The organism is Gordonia sp. CPCC 205333 (assembly GCF_048537885.1).
Lineage (GTDB): Bacteria > Actinomycetota > Actinomycetes > Mycobacteriales > Mycobacteriaceae > Gordonia.
On sequence record NZ_JBCLVI010000001.1, the window covers coordinates 1,077,893 to 1,099,514 of the forward strand.

Below are 21,622 nucleotides of genomic sequence, written 5' to 3' on the forward strand. Positions count from 1 at the left end.
TATTCGATGGGCTTTCGCGGCCGTAACAAACAGGTGCCGTTCCGATCGGCGGGTGAACTCGACGCCATGGCGGCGGCGGGCGCCATTGTCGGTGCCGCGCTGGTCGCGGTGCGCGAGGCCGCCAAACCCGGTGTAAGTACGCTCGATCTTGATGCGATCGCCGAGGAAGTGATCCGCTCGGCAGGTGCTGTGCCGTCGTTCAAGGGTTACCACGGCTTTCCCGGGTCGATCTGTTCGTCGGTGAATGACGTTGTGGTGCATGGCATTCCGCGAGCCGACGTCAAGCTGGCAACGGGTGACCTGGTGTCCATCGACTGTGGCGCGATCCTCGACGGCTGGCACGGTGACTCGGCATGGAGTTTCGGCGTAGGTAAATTATCGGCAGCCGACGCCGATCTGAATGAGGCGACGCGCCTGACTATGGAGGCGGGAATCGCCACCATGATCGACGGCGGGCGGCTCACCGATATCTCCCACGCGATCGAAGTCGCCACTCGCAACGCGGAAAAGAAATTCGACCGGCCGTTCGGAATCGTCGCCGGATTCGGCGGTCATGGCATCGGACAGGAAATGCATATGGAGCCGTTCTTGCCGAATGAGGGCAAACCCAACCGCGGCCCTCGGCTGGTGATCGGGTCGACGCTGGCGATCGAGCCGATGCTCACGCTCGGTACCACCGAGACATCCGAACTTGACGACAACTGGACCGTAGTCACCGACGACGGGTCGCGCGCGGCGCACTGGGAGCACACGGTCGCGGTAACCGCTGACGGACCGCGGATTCTGACGGCGCGCCCATGACCGACGGAACCGAAGCATCGGTCAAACGGCGACAGATCACCGTCGAGGAGCTGCGTCGGCGCATGTTGGATGCCGCCCTGGAGATGGTCGGCGACAATGGACTCACCGTCGGTCTGTCTCATCTGAACATGGAAGAAATCATCAGGCTCGCGGGTGTACCGCGCAGTTCGGTGTACCGCGAATGGGATACCAAGGAAGACTTCTACGTCGAGCTGATGATCGCGTTGGTCGAGCCGGGCCCCGCGCAGGCCAAGGCCTTCGACGTCGAGACCTTGCGACTGGCCGCCGAGGTTGTCAGCGACAACGTTGAACGACTGACTACACGGGGTGGCCGTCACGCGGTTCTCGCCGAGGCAATTCGAGTCGCGGGGGAGCGAAACTTCCAGGCGCTCAACGAATCTCTGACGTATCGGACGGTTACCGCGCTGGTCGCGGCGCTACCCACATTCGATGATGCGCAGCGCGAGAAGATTGCTAAAGCGCTCACTGATTCGGAAGTTTACTACCCCGAGCGGGTCGCGCAATTTTACAAAATGTTCTTACCGCTCATGGGTTTTCGTGTGCGCGATGGATTCTCCGAACGGCAACTCGCGATCGCGTCCGCGTCAGTGGTCGAGGGAATGACGCGTCGCAGTTTCACCACGCCCGATATCGTGAGCGCGCCCGTCATCTATCCCGGCATCGACGGCGAACCGGTGAACTGGCATTTCGCGGCGCTTACCTTGTTGGGCGTCGTCGAATTCATGATCGAACCCATCGCGGACTGGCTGCCCGAGTAGTCATCGCGGCGGTGAGTCCAGCACGATCGTCACCGGTCCGTCGTTGACTAGATCCACGTGCATGTGGGCACCGAAGGTGCCGGTCGCGACGGTCGCACCCGCGCCGCGCAGTGCATCGACGACGGCATCGACGAGTGGTTCGGCCACCGGCCCAGGGGCCGCAGCGTTCCACGACGGGCGCCGTCCTTTGGCGGTGCTGGCGTAGAGCGTGAACTGGCTGATGACGAGGATCGGAGCGCCGCGGTCGGCGGCGGATTGTTGGCCGCCGTCGAGGCCGTCGAGGATACGCAATTGCCAGATCTTATCGGCGAGCCAGGCGGCGTCGGCTGCCGTGTCGTCGTGAGTTACGCCGATCAAGGCGACCAAACCCTGTGCAGCGGAATCTAATTGGAGCTCGCCGACGATGTGCCCATCGACGCTGACCGATGCCTGGCTGACTCGTTGTAGAACCGCTCGCATGAGATCAACGATGCCAGAGCGGAATAGTCGCGCGGTCGGCGCGGTTGGCTAGGACTATGAGCCCAGACACAGATGTGCGTGTAGAAGCAATCAAGCGATTCGGAACCTATGGCGCATGGGGGTGGTTCAAGCAGTTCCCCGCCGATCAGGTGGCACGGCTGGAGGAGCAAGGTCTGGGCACTATCTGGCTCGGCGGGTCGCCCAAACACCTCAAGCCGATCCGCGATGTGCTCGCCGCGTCGTCGACGATCACCGTCGCCACCGGCATCGTGAATATCTGGAACACCGATGCACGTGCGATCGGTGACGAGTGGGTCGCGTTGGAAGCGGATTTTCCGGGGCGCTTCTTCCTCGGCATCGGGGCGGGGCATCCCGAGGCCAATGCGGATTACTCGTCGCCATATGACTCGGTCAGCCGGTATCTCGACGTACTCGACGAGGCCGGGGTGCCGGTGCACCGCCGATTGCTGGCGGCGCTCGGCCCGCGGATGCTGCGGCTTTCTGCCGACCGTTCATTGGGCGCGCACCCGTATCTCACGCCGCCAGCGCATACGAAGATCGCGCGGGAGACCGTCGGTAACGGGGTATTGCTGGCTCCCGAACACAAAGTGGTTGTGGATAGTGATCCGGTAGCCGCCCGTGCGGTTGGACGTCCGCCGGTCGATCAGCCCTATCTGCACCTGCGCAATTACGTCAGCAACCTCAAGCGGTTGGGCTATACCGACGCCGACATCGCCGACGGCGGAAGCGATCAACTGATCGACGCGCTTGTCGCACACGGTGACGCGCAAGCGGTGCATCGCCAGCTTGACGAGCACCTGGTGGCCGGCGCTGATCACGTTGCCATTCAGGTACTCGGCTCGAAGGATCCGAGCGTCGAACTCGCAGCGATTCTCAACTGAAAATGTCCCCTCAGGGCGAGCAGATGGCGATATGGCGCCTGCTTGCGTCAAGGGACATTTCCAGGAACCTGATCGCTAGTCCAGCTGGTATTTCACCGTCACCGTGAAGGTCAGCGTCTGCTGGCCGGGTTCGACCGGCACCGGAGCGGCGGAGACGCCCTCGGAGCGGTACATGGTGTCTAAGTTCTTGGCCGACTGATCCTGCCCCGACGTCGCCTCGGTAATCGTCAGGACCTTACCCAACGAGTCGTCGGCGAGGTCGGCATATTGTCCAGCGCGCGAACGTGCGTCTTTGAATGCCGCTTCGCGGGCTTGCCGCATCAGGTCGGAGTCGTCGTCGATGGAGAAGGACACATTCGAAATTCGGGTGTTGTTGCCGCCGGCATTCGCCGCCGCGGCCAGGACTGCCGATGCCTTCGCGATGTCGCCGATGGTGATGCGCAGCGAATTCGACGCCTGATATCCGGAGATCTGCGACGTACCGCCGGGAACCGGGGCCGCGTACTGCGGACTCAACGACACATTCTGGGTTGACACATCTTTGCGTTCCGCGCCCGCCGCGACGACGGCGTCGGTGACCTTGCGGACCTTCTCACTCGCCTGGTTCAGCGCCGATGACACATCGTCGCCCTCTGCCTCGATCCCGACGTCGGCCTTGAGAGTGTCGGGGGTTCCGGTCACCTTGCCGTTGCCGACGACGGTGATGCTGCGGGCCTGATCGACCTGGGTGTCACTGCCGCAGGCCGCGACGCCACCGATGAGAACCAACGCTCCGCAGGCCGCAGTCAATCGTCGAGACCAGCTCTTGCGGGCGAACGAAGCGACAGAAGATGTCATCGATGAACCTTTCGAGTCCAGTAATACAGCGGGTCTATTCCTTGGAGGTCAGGATGGACAGAGCCCAACTGACGAGAGAGATGACGAGTGCGCCGAAGATCGCCGACCAGAAGAAATCGTCGACCTGCAGGCCCCAATGAGTGGTGTTGTCGGTGATCCACGCCGTGATCTCGAGCATGAATGCGTTGATGACAATATGAATCAGGCCGACGGTCAACACGTACAGCGGTATCGCGATGATCTGTACCAACGGCTTGATCACTGCGTTGACGAGCCCGAAGATCAACGCGACGAAGAAGATGATGCCAGCTTGCTGCCAATTGTTGTCAGCCCCGACGAAGTCGATTCCGGGAACGATGAGAGACGCGATCCACAGGGCGAAGCCGGTGAGAACGGTGCGAATCAGAAATGGACCCATACCGGAGATACTGCCATGAACGGACGTGACGATGTCGGGGCCGCGCCAGGGGTGCCGCCGGGGTAAGCCGGAGGGTCGACTTGGGGGGCAAGTGGTATTGGCGTGCCGGGCGGTCGTGCGGCATGCTGTTCGGCGCCACGGGAATCGCGCTGGTCGGGTTGGTGGCCGCGATCGTCGGCGCGATCACGCAGGACTGGATTTCGCTAATCGGATGGGGATTGGCTGGTCCACTCGCCATCGTCGTGCTCGGCCTTTTCGTGGCCGCGGACACCAAACGACAAGCCGAGCCGGCCGGCGTCTGGCGATTCCGCGTGCTGGGGGATCGATTCGACAGTCTCGGGGATGGCCGCGCGATACGGGGTGAACGTTTGAGCTCATTTGGACCAGCCGCGCGCGTGGCGTAATATTGATCGTTGGTGCGCGCAGCGTGCCGGTTTTCGCGCGTGAGTAAGCAGTCGCGATCTTCGGTGGCCGCATGTATCGACAGGTAACGAACCACCAGTAATTGGCTACCACAACGCACGACGTCGTGGAGCCGGGATCGCGGAGGATATGGCGAAGAAAGACGGGGCCATCGAGGTTGAGGGACGTGTAGTCGAACCTCTGCCCAATGCGATGTTCCGCATTGAGCTAGAGAACGGCCACAAGGTTCTCGCCCACATCAGCGGGAAGATGCGGCAGCACTACATCCGCATCCTGCCCGAGGATCGCGTCGTCGTCGAGCTGTCGCCCTATGACCTCGCACGCGGTCGGATCGTATACCGCTACAAGTAGTTTCGGACTTCCTGGCGTCCGCCAGGGGCAATAAAAAATCTCGGCGCTTGGCACAAGTCGTGTCCCGGCGTCGAGTGGGACAACAGGAGAAGCTGACGTGAAGGTCCAGCCGAGCGTCAAGCCGATCTGTGAGAAGTGCAAGGTGATCCGCCGCAACGGTCGGGTCATGGTGATCTGCGAGAACCTGCGTCACAAGCAGCGTCAGGGCTGATCAGCGCCTTTCACAAGGTCGCTTGAGTATCTAGCACCACAACTGAATATCGAAATGAAACTTCCAGCACCAGCGGTGACATACGGGTCACCGCCTACCTTCGGACCAGAGGCCGGAGCCTGAAAGCAAACAGGGCGGACTGGGAGCAGACCTCTGAAAAGTTAAGGAAATACCCACATGGCACGTGTTGCTGGTGTGGATCTTCCCCGCGAAAAGCGGTTGGAGATCGCACTTACCTACATCTATGGAGTTGGTCGTACCACCTCCAAGGAAATCTTGGCGGGCACCGGTCTTTCGGCCGACCTGCGCGCCAAGGATCTGACCGACGCAGACGTTTCCAAGCTGCGTGAATACATCGAAGCCTCGGTGAAGGTCGAAGGTGACCTGCGTCGCGAGGTTCAGGCCGACATCCGTCGCAAGATCGAGATCGGCTGCTACCAGGGTCTGCGCCACCGTCGTGGCCTGCCCGTTCGCGGTCAGCGCACCAAGACCAATGCCCGTACTCGTAAGGGCCCGAAGAAGACCATCGCCGGGAAGAAGAAGTAATGCCTCCGAAGTCACGTAGCGCAGGCCCCAAGAAGGGCACTCGCCGTCGCGATAAAAAGAACGTTCCGCACGGCCACGCGCATATCAAGTCGACGTTCAACAACACCATCGTTTCGATCACCGAGCCCAACGGCAACGTGATCAGCTGGGCCTCCTCGGGCCACGTCGGCTTCAAGGGATCGCGTAAGAGCACCCCGTTCGCCGCACAGCTCGCCGCCGAGAACGCTGCCCGTAAGGCGCAGGAACACGGCGTCAAGAAGGTCGATGTATTCGTCAAGGGACCGGGTTCGGGTCGTGAGACCGCGATCCGTTCGCTGCAGGCCGCCGGACTCGAAGTCGGCACCATCTCTGACGTCACCCCGCAGCCGCACAACGGTTGCCGCCCGCCCAAGCGGCGCCGGGTCTAGCGGGAAGGTAAGGAAGACAGAAAATGGCTCGTTATACCGGACCAGCAACTAAGAAGTCTCGTCGTCTGCGCGTCGACCTCGTCGGCGGAGATCAGGCGTTCGAACGTCGTCCCTACCCGCCGGGCCAGCACGGCCGCGCGCGGATCAAGGAGAGCGAATACCTGCTCCAGCTGCAGGAGAAGCAGAAGGCTCGCTTCACCTACGGCATCATGGAAAAGCAGTTCCGCCGCTACTACGAGGAAGCCAACCGTCGCACCGGCAAGACCGGTGACGAGTTGCTGAAAATCCTCGAGACCCGTCTGGACAATGTCGTCTACCGTGCCGGCCTGGCCCGTACCCGTCGTCAGTCCCGCCAGATGGTCAGCCACGGCCACTTCACCGTTAACGGTGTGAAGGTCGATGTGCCCAGCTACCGCGTCAGCCAGTACGACATCATTGATGTTCGGCCGAAGTCGCTGGCCACCACGCCGTTCCAGATCGCCAAGGAGCTCGTCGGCGATCGTCCGATTCCGGCTTGGCTGCAGGTGGTTCCCTCGACGCTGCGCATTCTCGTGCACCAGGTGCCCGAGCGCGCTCAGATCGAGGTTCCGCTGACCGAACAGCTGATCGTCGAGTTCTACTCGAAGTAAGAACTCATCGCCGCTCGGCAACCGCCGATCGGTCCACTTCTAGGGCGTCAAATAGCGGTCGTCCACAAGGAGAAGCAACACAATGCTCATTTCACAGCGACCAACTCTGTCCGAAGAGGTATTGGCCGATGATCGCTCGAAGTTCGTCATCGAACCCCTCGAGCCCGGCTTCGGCTACACCTTGGGCAACTCGCTGCGGCGCACGCTGCTGTCGTCCATTCCGGGCGCAGCGGTTACCAGCATCCGCATCGATGGTGTTCTGCACGAATTCACCACTGTCCCTGGCGTGAAGGAAGATGTCACCGACATCATCCTGAACCTCAAGGGCCTCGTGGTGAGTTCGGAAGAGGACGAGCCGGTCACCATGTACGTCCGCAAGCAGGGACCGGGTGCGGTCACCGGTGCTGATATCGTGCCGCCGGCCGGTGTCACGGTGCACAACCCCGACCTGCATATCGCGACCCTGAACGACAAGGGCAAGCTCGAAATCGAGCTCGTCGTCGAGCGTGGCCGCGGCTATGTGCCGGCCGTACAGAACAAGGCCAGCGGTGCCGAGATCGGCCGGATTCCGGTCGACTCGATCTACTCGCCGGTCCTGAAGGTGACCTACAAGGTCGAGGCCACTCGTGTGGAGCAGCGCACCGACTTCGATCGTCTGGTGCTCGACGTGGAGACCAAGAACTCGATCACCGCTCGTGACGCCCTGGCGTCGGCGGGCAAGACCCTGGTCGAGCTGTTCGGTCTGGCACGCGAGCTCAACGTCGAGGCCGAGGGTATCGAGATTGGGCCGTCGCCGGCCGAGGCTGACCACATCGCGTCGTTCAGTCTGCCGATCGAGGACCTGGAGCTGACCGTGCGCAGCTACAACTGCCTCAAGCGCGAGGGTGTGCACACCGTGGGTGAGCTCGTTGCCCGGACCGAATCCGACCTTCTCGATATTCGTAACTTCGGTCAGAAGTCGATCGACGAGGTCAAGGTCAAGCTGCACGGACTGGGTCTGTCCCTCAAGGACAGCCCGGCCAGCTTCGATCCGTCGCAGGTCGCCGGTTATGACCCGGCCACCGGCACCTGGAGCGATGACGCGCAGCTCGACGCCGACGGTGGCGAAGACTTCGCCGAGACCGAGCAGCTGTAGTAGAGACCATCACCTGATCGTCCGGCCCACGACTGGGCCGGGCGATCACCTCCAAGACATCAGGACTAACGGAGAACACAATGCCCAAGCCCACCAAGGGTCGCCGCCTCGGCGGGTCGGCCAGCCACCAGAAGGCGATTCTGGCGAACCTCGCCACCGCGCTCTTCGAGCATGGCCGCATCACCACCACCGAAGCCAAGGCCAAGCGCCTGCGCCCCTACGCCGAGAAGCTCATCACCCACGCGAAGGTCGGCAAGCTGGCCAACCGTCGCGAGGTGCTCAAGAGCATCCGTGACAAGGACGTCGTGCACGTCCTGTTCGCCGAGATCGGTCCGTCGTTCACGGATCGTCCGGGCGGCTATACCCGCATCATCAAGACGCTGCCACGTAAGGGCGATAACGCCCCGATGGCAGTGATCGAGCTGGTCACCGAGTCGACCGCGTCGTCGGAGGCCAGCCGTGCCACCCGTGCGGCCGCATCGAAGAAGGCTCAGGCCAAGGCAGCCGACAATGTCGTCGCCGACGTCGAGGCAGATGCCGACGACGCAGCGGTCGCCAACGCGGACGCTGTCGCCGAAGGTGTCACCGACGAGTCGTCGGCCGCAGCGGCCACCGAGCTCGTTGATACTGACGCGCCGGCCGGTTCGCACGCACCGCTCGACGATGACAGTGAGCCCGAGGGCTTCCCGATCAAGGGCAACGCGCAGTCCAAGCTGTACCACCGTCCCGGCACCCGGTTCTTCGACAGCACCGTCGCTGAGATCTGGTTCGCGACCGAGGCTGACGCCGAGGCCGCTGGTTACCAGCTGCCGCCGTCACAGCGTGACGAGGCCAAGTAGTAAGGCCCACTGAGATCAACTCTCGGATACAGCCCGCCATCGGTTACCGATGGCGGGCTGTGTTGTTTTCGTAAGTCTGTAGCCACAACGCCACCTCTGCGCGTCGGGTCAGGTCGAGTCTGGTGAGGATATTGCGGACATGCGATTCCACGGTCCGCACCGACAGGAATAGTCGCGTCGCGATCTCTTGATTGGTTGCGGCGAACTCAGATTGTTGGCGACGGGTATCACGACCGGCAACACGCGCCGGGAAATGCGCTCGGCGGCATCCCTCGATGTCGAGCACTATCCAGAGATCCGGGTGGCAATAGCGCGGGTGGACCGGTGGCCCCTGCATATGCGTGCACCGGCGGTTCTTGTCGGACGCTACCTGGATATCGAAGTGCCCCTTCGGCTGCGGCAGATAGGCTGACTACGGTAGGTCCGGTGGACCGATAGCTCTCTCACATCTGAAAGGTCCTCGTGCGCATCCGTATCGACGTCGGCTACGACGGAACCGACTTCGCGGGCTGGGCGCGGCAGCCCGGCCAACGCACGGTATGCGAGGTCCTGGAGGACCGTCTTTCGACGGTATTGCGGATCCCGGTTCGGCTGACCGTCGCCGGGCGTACCGACGCTGGCGTCCATGCGACGGGGCAGGTTGCCCATTTCGACGCCGCCGACGGCGCATTCGATACCCGCTCGATCGGTGGCGACCCTGCCAATCTCGTTCGGCGGCTAGCCAGGATGCTGCCTGACGACGTCCGGGTCAAGACCGCGACGCGGGTGAGTGATGACTTCGATGCACGTTTCTCGGCGCTGCGTCGCCACTATGTGTACCGGTTGACCGACGCGCGTTTCGGTGCGGAGCCGATGTTGGCGCGCACGACAGCCGAATGGAACCGAGTCCTCGACGTCGGGGCGATGAACGCCGCATCGCAGAAGTTGTTGGGGCTCAACGACTTCGCCGCGTTCTGTCGTCGCAGAGAAGGCGCGACCACCATCCGGGATCTGCAGCGCTTCTCCTGGGAGCGTGATCCCGACGGCGTGCTGATCGGCACGGTGAGTGCGGATGCGTTCTGCTGGTCGATGGTGCGTTCGCTCGTGGGCGCGGTCGCATCGGTCGGGGATACCCGGCGAACCGTGCAGTGGTGCGCCGATCTGTTGACCGAACGTTCCCGCAGCGCCCAGGTTCCGGTGGCACAGGCCAGGGGGTTATGCCTGGTCGGTGTCGACTACCCGGACGAATCGGAATTGGCCGCGCGTAACGAGGTGACCAGGGATGTGCGGTCCCCGTCGTCGGGCTGCTGTTCCTAGCGTGTAGTAGAGCCAGCTAGTTGCGGAGCTTGCGTCCCTGGGTGTCTTTCACGCTTCCGGTGAGCATCATGATCCCGTCGACCAGTGCCCAGATGCCGACGCCGATCACGATAAAGATGCCGACGATGAGGATCGACGTGATCCAGCCGAAGATGGTGAGCCCCAGCATGATGCCGCCGATCTTGTTGTCGCCGATATAGAACCGGCCGACGCCGAATCCGCCGAGGAAGATCTGCAGAAGCCCGGCGGCGACCTTCGACTTATCCGACAGTGGTTCGCCGGTGTACGGATCGCGTCCGAACGGTGCCATCTGATCGGCGCCGGGGTAACCGCTATAGGCCGGTTGCTGCCCATAAGGCTGTCCGCCGTAGGGAGATCCGGCGGGTTGCTGACCGTACCCGGGTTGCTGCTGACCGTACCCGGGTTGCGCGCCATAACCCGGCTGTTGACCATAGGTCTGCGGATCGGTTGCCGGCGGGGGAGTGAACGACTGTCCGTAGGGCGATTGGCCGCCGGCGGATTGGCTGTAGTCCGGCGTTGCCCCGGTGTCGGGCTTACTGAAGTCGATCGACGGTTGGTCGTTCGAATCGGGAGTCGTCATACCTCGATGGTCTCATATGTCGGTGTTCGGGTGGTTGCTATGTCGCGCTCCGCTCGGCTTCGAACACTTCCAATACGGCATCGACGGTGTTGACATCGCCGGCTAGTTTTGTCGACTGTCTGCCATCTGCGAGCAGTCGGCGCCACGCGACCGCGTCGAACGGTGTAGTCGGCGTCGATGACACAAATTCGACGATCAGATCGGCGAACCGCCTCGGGTCATCGCGGAATGGGAAATGTCCACTGCCGCTGAATGTTTCGAGCCGGGAATGGCCAATGGCGGCATGCGCGAGCAGTGCGTGCTCATAGGGGATCACGGCGTCGTCGTCGCCCCAGATGATCAGCACCGGCAATTGCGCGGTGAGATAACTGCGGTCGAGCATTGTGACGATCTGTCCCCGCCAGTCGACCACTGACCGCAGCGTCCGCTGAAAGGCGGCGCGCGCGGATGAATCGGTCAGTCCGGACAGGATGCGAATCAGGTCGGGATGATCGCCGAAGTGATATGACGGCGAGTAGCTGGGAAAGCGCGTGATCGCCGGGGTCGCCGCGGCGAGTCGCGCAATCCGATCCACCAGGGGAAGGGCACCGGGGATACGCAGCAGGCTCAACATCTGTGGAGCGAATGGCAACGACGCGGCGCGGAGCGCGGGCGACACGTCGCGGGTCACGCCTCCGGCTGCGACGAGCACCAGGCGTGACACCATCCGTGGGAATTGGTAGCAGAACTGCATCGCAACGCCCCCGCCGAGTGAATGCCCGACGACGGTGACCCGCTCGTATCCCAGGACCGACAGCAGGTCGCGAACTCCGTTGGCGAACGCCGCCACCGAATAATCGGCGCGTGGCTTGTCCGACTGTCCGTGTCCGAGCAGATCGGGAGCGATCACGGTGTAGTCGCGTGCGAGGAGCCCGATGATCTGATCCCAGGTGGACGAGTTGTCGCCGATACCGTGGATCAGGACCAACGCCGGGCCACTACCCGCTATGCGATACGCGCGCCGGTAACCGTGCACGGTTCGGTACTCCACGCGGATTTCTGGCTCGATCACGTCTCTCCGGTTCTCTATAGATGTGGGCCCGATCACGAGAAGAATGACAGGGCGACGACCATCTGGTTGTAGCTGAGTTAACCGCAGATGCCGACTGGGCGCGCGCCGAGTTGCACAGTGTTAACGCAGCATGGGCATGGTTACGCTGGAAATTGATGAATCCATTCGAGATCAACGACTTCCTGGCCACCGGTGGCCTGATCGCCCTATGCGTGCTGATTTTCATCGAGACCGGGCTGCTTGTCGGGTTCATCTTTCCCGGGGACTCGGTGCTGTTCACAGCCGGAGTGCTGATCGCATCGCCGGATCCGTTCACTCCGTTATGGCTCGCGTGTGTCCTGGTGTCGGTGTCGGCCGCGCTGGGCGATCAATGCGGCTACTTCATCGGTCGCCGACTGGGGCGGGGCATGTTGCAGGGCCGACTAATGAGGTTGATAGGGCCCGAACCGTTGGAAAAGACTCACCGCTATTTCGAGCGGTACGGACCACTCACCGTATTCTTCGCCCGATTCATCGGAGTGGTACGAACGTTGACACCGCCGGTGGCCGGATTCACCGGAATGGCGCATCGCACGTTCACCCTCTTCAGCGCATTGGGAAGTTTCACCTGGGCCGGGGGGATCATCCTGCTCGGGTACTTCCTCGGGCAGGTTGCGCTGATTCGCGATCACTTGGACGTGTTGATCTTGGCTTCGGTTGGCACGATTGTGATTCCGGTCGCGTTCCACTTGATCCGTCGTTGGCGTGCGCTACGCCGCGAAGCGCACGCCGCCTCGCTAGAACTGGCGGACCGGCCCGCCGAAGTCGTCGGCGATGACCGCGGCTAACTCCAATAGGGCGTTGCGCGCCGACTTGCCGACGAGTTCCAAATCGACGTCGGAGCCTTCGGCCAGGTGATCGTCGAACGGAATGGACTGAACCGCGCGGCAGCGGGACAGGAAGTGCGCGGCGAGTTGCTCGGTGTCGATGGTCGATGATCCCGGGCGCGACGAACTGAGCACCAACACCGATCGCGGCACCAGATGTCCATAACCGTGGGCCTCAAGCCAGTCCAAGGTGGCGCTCGCACTTCGTGCGCCGTCAAGTGCAGGGGAACTGACCAACACGATCGCGTTCGCGGAGTTGAGTACGCCTCGCATCGCGGAATGGCTCAGGCCGGTTCCACAGTCAGTGATGATGATGTTGTAAAAGCGTTGAAGGATCTCCATCACGCCTTGGTATTCCTGCTCGTTGAACGCTTCGGCCATTGCCGGATCTCGTTCGGAGGCAAGCACTTCGAGCCGGCTCGGCGCCTGAGAGGTATGTGCCCGCACATCGGAGTACCGGTGAACGGCTTCATCTGCGAGTAGGTCGCGCACCGTAGAATTGGTTTGCTGGGGTACGCGTTGGCCCAAAGTTCCGAGGTCGGGATTGGCGTCGACGGCGATCACCCGATCGCCGCGCAATGAGGCGAATGTCGATCCGAGGCCGACGGTGGTGGTGGTCTTGCCAACACCGCCTTTAAGCGACAGGACCGCGATACGGTAGTCGCCCCGAACCGGGCGATTGACACGGTCAACTAGGTGCTGATGGTTGATCTCAGTCTGTGACTCACCGGGATTCACCCGACCACCGGTTATCCGGTGTATGGTGCGTCGCCAGCCGTGTCCGGGCGCCTTGCGGGCCTTCCGGAGCAATGTCGCGTCGTCGAGATTGGGCGGAGCGGCCAGCGGCGGTTGTTGCACCGGGGGTCCGTACCCGGGGCCGGGGGCGAACTGCTGCGGGCCGGGCTGTTGCGGGCCGGGAGTGAACTGGCCCGGCGGTGGGGCGAACTGGCCAGGGTCTGGCTGCTGTGGGGCGAACTGCGGCGGCCCAACCTGCTGCGGCGGGAGAGGCGCGGAATACTGGGTGGGCGGTACCGGCGGCGCGTCAACCGGTGGCTGTGTGACTGGTGGCTGCGCGCCGGTCGGGGGTGCGGGCTGCGCGTTGGAACCCTGCAGCCAAGGTGGCAGCGATGCGTCGGCAACAGGCGCCGGGCCTGGAGCGTTGGTGTGATCGTCGTTGCTCACGATTCCCCCTGAACACGGTTCGAGTCTCGGCAGGTCGCAGACCCGCCTGGGCGAATGCGAGTCTAGCGGTTCCATCCGACAGGCAGGCCTGTCGAGGTCGGTTATGCGAGCGACACTGGGTCACCCTGCAATGGACTTTGGAACAAATTACAAAATTTGTTCCGAGAAGCTATTCCCACCCGAGGTTTGATGGGGTGTACTACGAGGCGTGATAAGCAACACAGCAGCACTCGCACCCACCGCCGACGCAGGGCAGTCATCGGCTCACCGCATCACACTTTCGTCGATGATTCGCGGTATCTGGGAGATGCGCCATGACCTGCCCATGATCGCTCGACAGTTGCCGGTGATGGCGAACCACAACCCGGACCGAAAGTGGACCATCGGGTTTGCCTTCGAGAAGGCAGCCGCAGCTCATCCGGAACGGCCGTTTTTGCGGACCGCCGAGGCTAGCTGGACCTATGGCGAATGTAATCGCCGAGCGAACCGCTGGTCTGCTGTGCTGACGTCGCAGGGTGTTCGACGCGGCGATGTCGTGGCCATCTCAGCGCATAACAGTCCCGAAGTGGTGATCGCCATGCTCGCCGTCGTGAAACTTGGTGCGGTCGCGGGAATAGTCAACTACAACCAGCCCGGTGATGCGCTGAGTCATAGTTTCGGATTGCTCGCCGGGGCGAATCAGGCTGGCGCCGCAGCGACCATTCTGGTCCTACACGACGACGACACCGCGGCCGGTCTGGCCGGCATCGACCCAGAATCGGCGAAGGTGACCGGGCTGTCCTTTGCCGAACTCGATACCGCCGCAGATGATCTCGTCGCTCGGGACGGAATGGTAAACGCCAACCCGGCAATCACCCGCACGCTCACCGCGGGCAGCCCGGCCTATTACATCTTCACCTCCGGCACCACTGGGTGGCCCAAAGCCAGCATCATGAGCCATTCTCGCTGGCAGGCCGCGATGGCCGGTATCGGCGGCGCCGGAATCCGACTGCGCGCGGATGACACGATGTACGTGGCGCTGCCCTTCTATCACAACAACGCGTTGACGATCTCTATCTCGGCCGCGCTCACCGCGGGGGCATGTCTGGCTATCGGCAAGAAGTTCTCGGCGTCCCGATTCTGGGATGACGTGATCGCCAATGACGCGACGGCCTTCTGTTACATCGGTGAGCTCTGTCGCTACTTGCTGGCGCAGCCGCCCAAATCCACCGACCGGGCGCATCGGGTGCGGTTGGTCGCCGGCAACGGTTTACGTCCAGAGATCTGGGATGAGTTCGCGCGGCGTTTCGGTATTTCGCGGATCGTCGAGCTCTACGCCGCCAGTGAGTCGAATATCGGGTTCATCAATATCTTCGGACAGTCCAAGACGGCCGGCTTCTGTCCGCTGCAGTATTCGGTAGTCAAGGCCGACGAGGAGACCGGGCAGCCGGTACGCGACAGCAGGGGGCGAGTCATCAAGGTACCCAAGGGAACTCCGGGTTTGCTGCTCGGTCAGATCAACGACCGCGCCCGGATCGACGGCTACACCGACCCGAAGGCCACCGAGACAAAAATCGTGCGCGACGCGTTCAAAGCGGGCGACGCGTACTTCAACACCGGAGATCTGGTGGCCGAGCAGGGTTTTCGGCATATCGCCTTTGTCGATCGGTTGGGTGACACTTTTCGGTGGAAGGGTGAGAACGTCGCCACCACCGAGGTTGAGGCGGCGCTCAACGCGGTTCCGGGTATCTCCGCGTCGGTGGTGTACGGGGTGGAGGTTGCCGGCGCCGACGGTCGGGCCGGGATGGCCGCCATCGTCGTCGACGACGACTTCGACCCGGTCGGCCTCGCGGCGGCGGCACGAGAACGCCTGCCGCACTACGCGGTTCCGCTGTACCTGCGCGTCGTCGCCGAGCTGGCGCACACCTCGACCTTCAAAAATGTACGGACAGAATTACGGAAACAGGGATATCGCGCTGCCGGGGACGACCAGATCTTCACCCTGGCTGACGGAGGGTACGTTCGGGCCTGACCGGGGGAAAACTTGGGTGGAACCAAACTCCGCGCCGCTGCGTCCAAGTAGGTACAGATCACCGATGAGGTGCTTACCGAGGGGGATGCATGGACAACAGGTCAGTCTTCGATGCCGCGACCGCGCCGTCGTGCGCACGATCGCGATCGGGTGCCATCGCGGTCACCGCCACCCCGGCGGGGCTGCCGACGTCGATTGTCATTGACGATGCCGAGTTGCGCCGCGACCCGGACCGCCTGGCGATGCAGATTCTTCAACTGTGCCGCCAGGCCGCTCTCGTCGCCGGTGTTCGATTGCGGGAAGAGCTGAGCCACACCGGATTCGACGCCGACGCGCTGGCGGTGGCCGGATTGCCGACGGTCGATGAACTTGCCGGCGCCGAGCGCGCCGCCGACCTTGCGAAGTTGTAGGCGACGGCAATGGGGTGGGCGATGGACGAGCTCGAAGCGCGAGCACACCGTCAATTGGAGGCTCTGCATAGCGTGCAGGAGAGTATCGGCGCGGTCCGCACTGTTGAGGAGTCCGACGATAGTCGGGTGTGGGTTGAGGTTGACGGTGCGGGAGGACTTGTCGGACTGAGGATTTCGCCGACCGCGTCCCAGCTCGGCGGGGCAGGCCTGGCCCGAGTGATCGTCGAGACCGCAACTATCGCGGCCCGTCGAGCGCTAGCCGAGCGCGCGGTGATCACCACGGACTTCGTCGAGCAGTTCGCCGACCTGGTCTCCTGCCCGACAACACAATCCGACCGGAGGAACTGACATGGACACACTCACTATTTCCCCCGAAGCGTTGCAGGGGTACGCGACGGCGACCGCATCAACCGCCGCGCTGGTGGCGTCGGCCGGAGCGGTCAATGCTGCCGCGAATACCACCGCGATGATCGGTGTATTCGGGTTGATCGGCCAGGAGTTTCTCGCTGAATTCATTGGTGCACAGGCGAATCACTTGTTCTCGATAGGCAGTCTCGCGGCGGTTCACGCTGGTACTGCGGCGACCGCGCTAGCTGGTTCCACCGACTACCGCTCCGCCGACGCCGCCGGTGCGGTGGGGATAGGTGCGCTCTGATGACTAAGTGTGCGATCGCTGTTCCGGCAGACACCCACCTCACTATCGGGCAGCTCGTCGACGCCACACCGCTAGGAAAGATTCTGGATACCCCGGTATCCGACGTTCTGGCGGGACTGCGGTTGCCGCCGCTGCCGTCGTTGCCAACGCTGCCGTCGATCGATGGCTTGCCGAGTCTGCCGCCGCTGAATCTGGACCTCATCCTCAAGCCGCTGACGGACCTGTTGAACAGCTTTGGCACCGGGAATCTGTCTGCGGCGCCGGTAGATCCGAGCAAGGTTCTCAGCTCGCTCTCGCAGATGCTGGAATCGTCGCTGTCGATGGGATCGGCGGCATTGCGGGCCCTCGATGGCCTGTGGTCGGGGACAGCAGCCACCTCGGCAACCGCCAAAACAGTCAAGACTGGAGCAGAGACCACCGCCGTGGCGACGCAGGGGAGCGGAATGTCGATCGATATCGGCGTGGCGGCGACCATCGTCGCGGCCGGGCTGGCGACCATGCAGGGCATAGTCGTGAAGACGGTGGGTCTGTTGGTTTCTACGCTGCCGCTGATCACAACGCCCATCGGTCAGGGGATGGCGCTGGGCTTCCTCACGACCGGGCTCGCCGAGGGGGCCGCGGCGGTCGCCGCGACACGTGCCCAATTGCTAGGCCCCACAACGCATATGGGAGCCAATGGCGCTCCGGTCAAGATATCGGGTACGCCGGCGAGTACCGGCAGCACGTCCCCGTTCGCCATCGCGGCCAATTTACTCGACGCAGTCGGAACTCCGATGAAGTCGGTGACTGGCACGCTCACCCAACTCGTCAGCTCAGTAACGTCGACTACGGGATCCCCGGCCCGAAAGAAGTCGACGCCGACCAAGGCCGGCGACGAGGCGGACCGGCCAAAGACTAAGGGGGATAACGAGAATAGATGTTCCGACGACAAGTCGCCTGCGTCTACTCATCCGGCTGGGATCGGCGGCACGGGACAGCTATCGGCGGGTGCGGTACCATCCGCTCCGCTGTCGGCACGTCCGTCGACTGCTGCCATCGTCACCGAACCAGCCTCTGTCGCAACAACTCCGACTCCGGTGCGCGCCGCCGCGCCGACAGCATCGGCGATGCCGGGCGTGATGGCGCCGATGGCCGCATCGGGTTTCCGATCCGGCTCGGCGACCAGCGCGCCAGTCTCGGACCACCTGATCAGTCAGGCGAACGGCGTGCGTCTGCTCGGCGCGGCCGAAACCGACCCCGTGCCAGCCGTTCTCGGTTACGACATGTCTCAACCGGTGTCGGCGGATATCGATCTCAGTCTGGTCGATATCCGATTCGACTCTTCGCTGCGACTGTAAACCTGGCCGGGCGCCGCCCGACCGCGATGAAGGAGGAAACACTCATGCCCACCCAGGGACTCAACCTCGACGTCTCAACCGGCCTGTCCACTACCAAATCGGTGGCCGGCATCGTCGACGAGATGCAGCAGGTCATCCGCTCCATTCAGACCTCGTCGACCGAGGCGGTGTCGATGTGGAAGGGGCGCGCATCGTCAGCTTTCGACACCACCCAGGCCGACTGGAACTCGTCGGCGACCAAACTCCAACTGGCGCTCGACGACATCAAGGTCAAACTCGCGTCATCGTTCGGCAATTACGGCGACCAGGACGACCAGGGCGCGTCGGGCTTCGGCGGCGTCGGCAACCTCAACCTGTGAACCACCCGGAAAGGACATCGCAATGACCCTCATCAAATACGATTTCGCGTCACTCGAACGACTCACCACCGACCTCGGCGGCCAGTTTCAGCGGTTGGAGACATTGGCAGCCGACCTCAAGCGGCAGGTCACCGCGCTCGGTGAGAACTGGCAGTCGGCGCAGGGTGCGACCAGCTATCAGCAGGCACAGGCGACCTGGGATCGGGTTTTCGCCGAGGCGCGCGGCAATCTGACCAGTCTCAAGACCGCAGTGCATAACGCGTCGACCAATATGAGTTCCACCGACCTGTCGGTAGCTCGCAACTTCGCGGTGTAGCTCTGGTCATTGGCGGCGCGGGGTTTGTCGGATTCGTCGACTACCCCGCGCCCGTCGGCTCTCACTCACATAGAGTGAGAGCCGATTTTGGTGCGGAGCTAAGGAGATATTCGTGTCGGCTGAAGGATCCAAGAAGGCCATCGTCGCGGCATTACTCGCCAATGCGGGTATCGCCGCGGCGAAATTCGTCGGCTTCGCTATTACCGGGTCGTCGTCGATGCTGGCCGAAGGAGTCCATTCGGTCGCAGATACGTCGAATCAGGGGCTACTGCTACTCGGCCAGAACCGTGCGGCTAAGGCGGCTGACAAGTTGCATCCATTCGGCTACGGACGCGCTCGCTACTTCTACTCGTTCGTCGTCGCCTTGGTGTTGTTCACCCTCGGCTCACTATTCGCGCTCTATGAGGGTTATGAGAAGATCACCCACGCCGACGACCACGCGCTGACGTCGCCGCAGGTCGCGGTGGTCATTCTGGTAGTGGCGATCGGCCTGGAGTCCTATAGTTTCGCGACCGCGTACCGCGAGTCGAAGCCGCTCAAGGGTGACGCGACCTGGTGGCAATTCATCCGAAATTCCCGCACGCCGGAACTCCCTGTCGTCTTACTCGAAGACACTGGCGCGCTGATCGGTCTCGTTCTGGCCCTGGGCGGCGTGGGACTGACGGTGATCACTGACAACGCGGTCTGGGATGGCGTCGGTACGGTCGCCATCGGCGTGCTGCTCGGCATCATTGCGATCGTGCTGATTGTCGAGATGAAGAGCCTGCTGATCGGCGAAGGTGCCACCGAAGCGGAGGAGACGGCGATCGTCGGGGCGCTGGAGTCCGCAGCTGGCGTAGAACGCGTCATCCATCTCAAGTCGCAGTACCTCGGTCCGGACGAACTGCTGGTGGCCGCGAAGATCGCTATCCCGTCGGGTTCGGACGCCCTCCACATCGCAGCAGCTATCGACGACGCGGAATCTCGAATCCGCGAGGCAGTTCCGCAAGCTCGAGTCATCTATCTGGAGCCCGACATCGACCGAGGCGTGTAGCACCTAGAGTGTCGCTCCGGACACTATTCCACTCAGCGATGCCGTCATAGATCGTGGGCAGCGTCCGTCGGTGTGACACGCCGCGGTCGATCGCGCCATTTGCCGCTCTAAATCTCGTTTGTTTCGCTACCGTTTGCGAAGGCGTCACCCGGCACATGGTGGCGACACCCTGCCCGGTCGGTCACCTCCGGCCCGCTCGAGAACAATCTGGGAGGTTTGATGACAAACCCGTTGACGCGCACCAAGTCCGTCGAACAATCGATGGCCGACACAGACGAGCCGGGCCACCGCTTACGCAAGAGTCTTGGCGCCTGGGACTTGACGGTATTCGGTGTATCGGTGGTGATTGGTGCTGGCATCTTCACCGTCACCGTCTCGACAGCCGGTGACAAGGCTGGCCCCGCGATCTCGCTGGCTTTCGTGATGGCCGCGGTCGCCTGCGCGCTCGCCGCTCTGTGCTACGCCGAGTTCGCGTCCACGGTTCCGGTCGCGGGATCGGCATATACCTTCGGCTACGCCACCTTTGGTGAATTTCTCGCGTGGATCCTCGGCTGGGATCTGATCCTCGAATTCGCCGTCGGTGCCGCCGTGGTGGCGAAAGGATGGTCGAGCTATCTGGGCAATGTCTTCGGCTTCGACGACGCGGTTGTCAGAGTGGGAGGCGGGGTCACCTTCGACTGGGGCGCTGTCTTCATTGTCGCCGTGGTAGCCATCCTGCTGGTGTTGGGCACCAAGATCGCCGCCTGGTTCAGTGCGACGATCACCGCGATCAAGGTCGCGGTCGTGGTGATGGTCATTATCGTCGGGTTCTTCTACATCAAGGCAGCGAACTTCACGCCGGTCGTCCCGGCGGCGGAGAAGGCCGCCAGCGACGCGAAACCGATTGACTCATCGCTGTTTTCGTTGATTACCGGTGGCGGTGACACCAGCTATGGCTGGTACGGCGTGTTGGCTGCGGCATCGATTGTGTTCTTCGCGTTCATCGGCTTCGACGTGGTGGCAACCACGGCGGAGGAGACGAGGTTCCCTCGCAAGGACGTGCCGCGCGGCATCCTCGGCTCGCTGGCGATCGTGACTGTCCTCTACGTCTTGGTGACGGTCGTTGTCACCGGTATGGCCAGCTACACCCAGCTGAAGACGACGACGAATGCGGATGGCACTTCGAATCACAAGAATCTCGCCGACGTCTTCGAAATGAATGGGGTGACCTGGGCGGAGAAGATCATCGCCGTCGGCGCACTTGCCGGCCTCACAACGGTGGTGATGGTGTTGATGCTCGGCCAGTCGCGTGTGCTGTTCGCGATGTGCCGCGACGGATTGTTGCCCCGCCCCCTTGCCAAGACCAGTGACCGATTCGGTACACCGGCACGTCTGACGGTCATCATCGCGGTTGTGGTCGCGGTGGTGGCAGGCTTCTTCCCAATCAACAAATTGGAGGAAATGGTCAACGTGGGAACGCTATTCGCGTTCGTTGTCGTGGCCGCCGGCGTCATCGTGTTGCGTAAGACCAGGCCGGATCTGCAACGCGGATTCAAGGTTCCGGGTGGGCCGGTGTTGCCGGTTCTAGCGATTATTTCCTGCCTGTGGTTGATGCTCAATCTCACCGCGTTGACTTGGGTTCGATTCCTGGTCTGGATGGCCATCGGTGTCGTCGTCTACTACTTGTACGGCATGCGGCATTCCGTCGTCGGCAAGCGTGCGCGTGGTGAGATGCCGAGTTGGGACAGCGACAAGAAAGCGACCTCCCTCGACAAGACCGAGTAGCCGC

29 protein-coding genes are annotated in these 21,622 nt (G+C 62.7%); 22 read left to right on the forward strand and 7 right to left on the reverse strand.

Annotated elements, in window-relative coordinates; translation table 11 throughout:
* Positions 1-6: 6 nt before the first annotated feature.
* Positions 7-801 (forward strand): type I methionyl aminopeptidase, encoded by a 795-nt coding sequence (map, locus tag AAFP29_RS04930; RefSeq protein WP_419216186.1) that lies wholly within the window; start codon positions 7-9, stop codon positions 799-801.
* Positions 798-1,580, forward strand: a complete 783-nt coding sequence (locus AAFP29_RS04935; RefSeq protein ID WP_419216187.1) for a TetR/AcrR family transcriptional regulator — start codon at positions 798-800, stop codon at positions 1,578-1,580. The genes map and AAFP29_RS04935 overlap by 4 nt, the downstream gene beginning before the upstream one ends.
* On the opposite strand, the gene dtd is transcribed toward AAFP29_RS04935, so the two are convergent.
* Positions 1,581-2,039: a D-aminoacyl-tRNA deacylase gene (gene dtd, locus AAFP29_RS04940; protein WP_419216188.1), complete on the reverse strand. Its 459-nt coding sequence runs from the start codon at positions 2,037-2,039 to the stop codon at positions 1,581-1,583.
* Positions 2,040-2,095: 56 nt separating this feature from the next.
* Between dtd and AAFP29_RS04945 the strand changes: the two genes are divergently transcribed.
* The gene (locus tag AAFP29_RS04945; RefSeq protein WP_419216189.1) at positions 2,096-2,941 is read left to right on the forward strand and encodes an LLM class F420-dependent oxidoreductase; all 846 of its coding nucleotides are present in this window, start codon (positions 2,096-2,098) and stop codon (positions 2,939-2,941) included.
* 75 nt (positions 2,942-3,016) lie between these two features.
* Here AAFP29_RS04945 and AAFP29_RS04950 read toward each other — a convergent pair whose 3' ends face one another.
* Positions 3,017-3,778, reverse strand: coding sequence for an SIMPL domain-containing protein (locus AAFP29_RS04950; RefSeq protein WP_419216191.1), 762 nt, complete (start codon positions 3,776-3,778; stop codon positions 3,017-3,019).
* Positions 3,779-3,812: 34 nt separating this feature from the next.
* Positions 3,813-4,196 (reverse strand): phage holin family protein, encoded by a 384-nt coding sequence (locus AAFP29_RS04955; protein ID WP_419216192.1) that lies wholly within the window; start codon positions 4,194-4,196, stop codon positions 3,813-3,815.
* Between the two features lie 122 nt (positions 4,197-4,318).
* Between AAFP29_RS04955 and AAFP29_RS04960 the strand changes: the two genes are divergently transcribed.
* The 8 genes from AAFP29_RS04960 (at position 4,319) to rplQ (ending at position 8,737) form a co-directional block, all read left to right on the forward strand.
* On the forward strand, positions 4,319-4,600 hold the full coding sequence (locus AAFP29_RS04960) for a hypothetical protein (protein ID WP_419216193.1): 282 nt from the start codon (positions 4,319-4,321) through the stop codon (positions 4,598-4,600).
* 148 nt (positions 4,601-4,748) lie between these two features.
* Positions 4,749-4,970, forward strand: coding sequence for a translation initiation factor IF-1 (gene infA / locus AAFP29_RS04965; protein WP_007616247.1), 222 nt, complete (start codon positions 4,749-4,751; stop codon positions 4,968-4,970).
* Positions 4,971-5,067: 97 nt separating this feature from the next.
* A complete protein-coding gene (rpmJ, locus tag AAFP29_RS04970; protein WP_005207978.1) occupies positions 5,068-5,181 on the forward strand; it encodes a 50S ribosomal protein L36 in 114 nt (37 codons plus the stop codon).
* 177 nt (positions 5,182-5,358) lie between these two features.
* Positions 5,359-5,727 carry a 30S ribosomal protein S13 gene (gene rpsM, locus AAFP29_RS04975; RefSeq protein WP_419216194.1) on the forward strand — a complete coding sequence of 123 codons (369 nt, stop codon included), beginning with the start codon at positions 5,359-5,361 and terminating at the stop codon, positions 5,725-5,727.
* Positions 5,727-6,134, forward strand: coding sequence for a 30S ribosomal protein S11 (rpsK, locus tag AAFP29_RS04980; RefSeq protein ID WP_007319244.1), 408 nt, complete (start codon positions 5,727-5,729; stop codon positions 6,132-6,134). The genes rpsM and rpsK overlap by 1 nt, the downstream gene beginning before the upstream one ends.
* Before the next feature lie 23 nt (positions 6,135-6,157).
* Positions 6,158-6,763, forward strand: coding sequence for a 30S ribosomal protein S4 (gene rpsD, locus AAFP29_RS04985; RefSeq protein ID WP_419216195.1), 606 nt, complete (start codon positions 6,158-6,160; stop codon positions 6,761-6,763).
* 82 nt (positions 6,764-6,845) lie between these two features.
* A complete protein-coding gene (locus AAFP29_RS04990; protein ID WP_419216196.1) occupies positions 6,846-7,898 on the forward strand; it encodes a DNA-directed RNA polymerase subunit alpha in 1,053 nt (350 codons plus the stop codon).
* An 80-nt stretch (positions 7,899-7,978) separates the two neighbouring features.
* Positions 7,979-8,737, forward strand: a complete 759-nt coding sequence (gene rplQ / locus AAFP29_RS04995) for a 50S ribosomal protein L17 (protein ID WP_419216197.1) — start codon at positions 7,979-7,981, stop codon at positions 8,735-8,737.
* 43 nt (positions 8,738-8,780) lie between these two features.
* On the opposite strand, the gene AAFP29_RS05000 is transcribed toward rplQ, so the two are convergent.
* On the reverse strand, positions 8,781-9,074 hold the full coding sequence (locus tag AAFP29_RS05000; protein ID WP_419216198.1) for a response regulator transcription factor: 294 nt from the start codon (positions 9,072-9,074) through the stop codon (positions 8,781-8,783).
* A gap of 125 nt (positions 9,075-9,199) precedes the next feature.
* On the opposite strand from AAFP29_RS05000, the gene truA reads away from it, so the two are divergent.
* A complete protein-coding gene (truA, locus tag AAFP29_RS05005; RefSeq protein ID WP_419216199.1) occupies positions 9,200-10,033 on the forward strand; it encodes a tRNA pseudouridine(38-40) synthase TruA in 834 nt (277 codons plus the stop codon).
* Between the two features lie 16 nt (positions 10,034-10,049).
* Here the strand turns inward: truA and AAFP29_RS05010 are convergent, their stop codons facing one another.
* Entirely contained in the window at positions 10,050-10,634 is a 585-nt protein-coding gene (locus AAFP29_RS05010) for an NINE protein (RefSeq protein WP_419216200.1), read from the reverse strand.
* Between the two features lie 37 nt (positions 10,635-10,671).
* A complete protein-coding gene (locus AAFP29_RS05015; protein ID WP_419216201.1) occupies positions 10,672-11,685 on the reverse strand; it encodes an alpha/beta fold hydrolase in 1,014 nt (337 codons plus the stop codon).
* A 155-nt stretch (positions 11,686-11,840) separates the two neighbouring features.
* Between AAFP29_RS05015 and AAFP29_RS05020 the strand changes: the two genes are divergently transcribed.
* Positions 11,841-12,512, forward strand: coding sequence for a DedA family protein (locus tag AAFP29_RS05020; RefSeq protein ID WP_419216202.1), 672 nt, complete (start codon positions 11,841-11,843; stop codon positions 12,510-12,512).
* Here AAFP29_RS05020 and AAFP29_RS05025 read toward each other — a convergent pair.
* A complete protein-coding gene (locus AAFP29_RS05025; RefSeq protein WP_419216203.1) occupies positions 12,462-13,733 on the reverse strand; it encodes an AAA family ATPase in 1,272 nt (423 codons plus the stop codon). The genes AAFP29_RS05020 and AAFP29_RS05025 overlap by 51 nt on opposite strands.
* Before the next feature lie 211 nt (positions 13,734-13,944).
* Here AAFP29_RS05025 and AAFP29_RS05030 point away from each other — a divergent pair, with 211 nt between their 5' ends.
* The 9 genes from AAFP29_RS05030 (at position 13,945) to AAFP29_RS05070 (ending at position 21,618) form a co-directional block, all read left to right on the forward strand.
* Entirely contained in the window at positions 13,945-15,744 is a 1,800-nt protein-coding gene (locus AAFP29_RS05030) for a long-chain-acyl-CoA synthetase (RefSeq protein WP_419216342.1), read from the forward strand.
* A gap of 89 nt (positions 15,745-15,833) precedes the next feature.
* Positions 15,834-16,154, forward strand: a complete 321-nt coding sequence (locus AAFP29_RS05035) for a hypothetical protein (protein WP_419216205.1) — start codon at positions 15,834-15,836, stop codon at positions 16,152-16,154.
* A gap of 21 nt (positions 16,155-16,175) precedes the next feature.
* On the forward strand, positions 16,176-16,502 hold the full coding sequence (locus tag AAFP29_RS05040) for a YbaB/EbfC family DNA-binding protein (RefSeq protein WP_419216206.1): 327 nt from the start codon (positions 16,176-16,178) through the stop codon (positions 16,500-16,502).
* A gap of 1 nt (position 16,503) precedes the next feature.
* On the forward strand, positions 16,504-16,809 hold the full coding sequence (locus tag AAFP29_RS05045) for a type VII secretion target (protein ID WP_419216207.1): 306 nt from the start codon (positions 16,504-16,506) through the stop codon (positions 16,807-16,809).
* Complete coding sequence (locus tag AAFP29_RS05050; RefSeq protein WP_419216208.1) at positions 16,809-18,146, forward strand: hypothetical protein; 1,338 nt, start codon at positions 16,809-16,811, stop codon at positions 18,144-18,146. The genes AAFP29_RS05045 and AAFP29_RS05050 overlap by 1 nt, the downstream gene beginning before the upstream one ends.
* Positions 18,147-18,190: 44 nt before the next feature.
* The gene (locus AAFP29_RS05055; protein WP_419216209.1) at positions 18,191-18,505 is read left to right on the forward strand and encodes a WXG100 family type VII secretion target; all 315 of its coding nucleotides are present in this window, start codon (positions 18,191-18,193) and stop codon (positions 18,503-18,505) included.
* A gap of 22 nt (positions 18,506-18,527) precedes the next feature.
* Entirely contained in the window at positions 18,528-18,821 is a 294-nt protein-coding gene (locus AAFP29_RS05060) for a WXG100 family type VII secretion target (protein WP_419216210.1), read from the forward strand.
* Positions 18,822-18,933: 112 nt separating this feature from the next.
* A complete protein-coding gene (locus AAFP29_RS05065) occupies positions 18,934-19,854 on the forward strand; it encodes a cation diffusion facilitator family transporter (RefSeq protein WP_419216211.1) in 921 nt (306 codons plus the stop codon).
* Positions 19,855-20,073: 219 nt separating this feature from the next.
* Positions 20,074-21,618, forward strand: a complete 1,545-nt coding sequence (locus AAFP29_RS05070; RefSeq protein WP_419216212.1) for an amino acid permease — start codon at positions 20,074-20,076, stop codon at positions 21,616-21,618.
* The last annotated feature ends 4 nt before the right edge of the window (positions 21,619-21,622 follow it).